This is a genomic window from Nonomuraea antri (assembly GCF_013283785.1).
In the GTDB taxonomy this organism is placed as follows: domain Bacteria; phylum Actinomycetota; class Actinomycetes; order Streptosporangiales; family Streptosporangiaceae; genus Nonomuraea; species Nonomuraea antri.
Genome location: NZ_JABCPZ010000550.1, coordinates 1 through 1,214 on the forward strand (window position 1 = coordinate 1; position 1,214 = coordinate 1,214).

At 68.5% G+C, this 1,214-nt stretch carries 2 protein-coding genes; one reads left to right on the forward strand and one right to left on the reverse strand.

The features are described 5' to 3' along the window. Positions 1–262: 262 nt before the first annotated feature. Positions 263–730 carry a Dps family protein gene (locus HII36_RS55280; protein ID WP_173531404.1) on the reverse strand — a complete coding sequence of 156 codons (468 nt, stop codon included), beginning with the start codon at positions 728–730 and terminating at the stop codon, positions 263–265. A gap of 114 nt (positions 731–844) precedes the next feature. Here HII36_RS55280 and HII36_RS55285 point away from each other — a divergent pair. Continuing rightward, positions 845–1,214 (forward strand): MerR family transcriptional regulator (locus HII36_RS55285; RefSeq protein WP_173531405.1); only part of this gene is annotated, 370 nt, incomplete at its 3' end.

Genomic DNA, 1,214 nt, shown 5'->3' on the forward strand with positions numbered 1-1,214 from the left:
GGGTGAGCCGGGTCTTGACCCGGCCGGGGACGGGGCGCTTGGCCAGCACGACGATCTGCGCGCGGGTGCTCATGTCCCCGCACGCTAGATCGGTAAGAGATGATCACCTCTTACGTGCCGCTTACGGCCCGGCACCGGCCCCGGCGCCGGCCGGGTCAGGGCGCCGTCGGACGGATCAGGACGACGTCCCGGATCAGGACGACGCCGGCCGGAGCAGGACCCGCGGGCCGCCGGAGGGGACCCGGCCCGCGGATCCGGTGGGTCAGCGCTGGGCCTGGAACATCCAGTGCTGCTTGTCGACGTCCTGGGCGACCGCGATGAGCAGGTCCTGGCTGACCGGGTCGGGCTCCTCGGTGGCCTGGATGCGCTCGTACATGCGCTTGCTCATGCCGCTCAGGATGTCGGTGATCAGCGCGATCACCTTGCCGTCCTCGATCCAGCCGCGCTCCGGCTGCTGGACCTGCGTGGCCTTGGCGACGGTGGCGGAGCGTCCGTCCGGGTTCACGCCGAGTGCCACGGCGCGCTCGGCGATGGTGTCCATGTGGGCGCGCGCGAGGTCGGTCAGCTCGTCGAGCTGGAGATGGATCGGACGGAAATGCGCGCCGACGAGATTCCAGTGCGCCTGTTTGGCCACCAGCGAAAGATCGATCAGATCCACCAGGGCGCCCTGCAACGCTTCGCCGACGGTCTTCTTGGCGTCGTTCGAGAGGGGTCCAGTGATCGTAGCCATCCGTTTCCTCCACATTCGTCGCAGTTTCTCCCTTTATGGAACGAATCCCGCTCCCGTATTCTTCCGATCTTGCCGTTATTGACACTGTAACAATGACAGTGTCATTGTGGAGGCATGAGCGACACCTGGACCATCGGCGAGCTGGCCGAGCACGCGGCCCGAGCGCTGGGCGACCACGCCCAGCCGGTGAACGGCCGCGTCCGTGAAGTGCCCGGTGAGCGCTTGATCAGGTGGTACACCACCATCGGCCTGGTGGATCCGCCGCTGACCAGGCGGGGCCGGGTCGCCCAGTACGGCCGACGCCACCTGCTGCAACTGGTGGCCGTCAAGCGGATGCAGGCCGCCGGCCGGACCATCGCCCAGATCCAGACGGCGCTGACGGGCGCGACGAACGCGACCCTGGAGCGGGTGGCCGGGCTGGGAGAGGGCGATCCCGACGGTTCCGGTGCGGTGATACCAGGCGAGGGCGAAGGCGGGGATGGGG

Excerpts from the sequence above, each read along its gene's own strand:
- HII36_RS55280 (WP_173531404.1), bottom strand. The coding sequence starts at position 730 with ATGGCTACGATCACTGGACCCCTCTCGAACGACGCCAAGAAGACCGTC.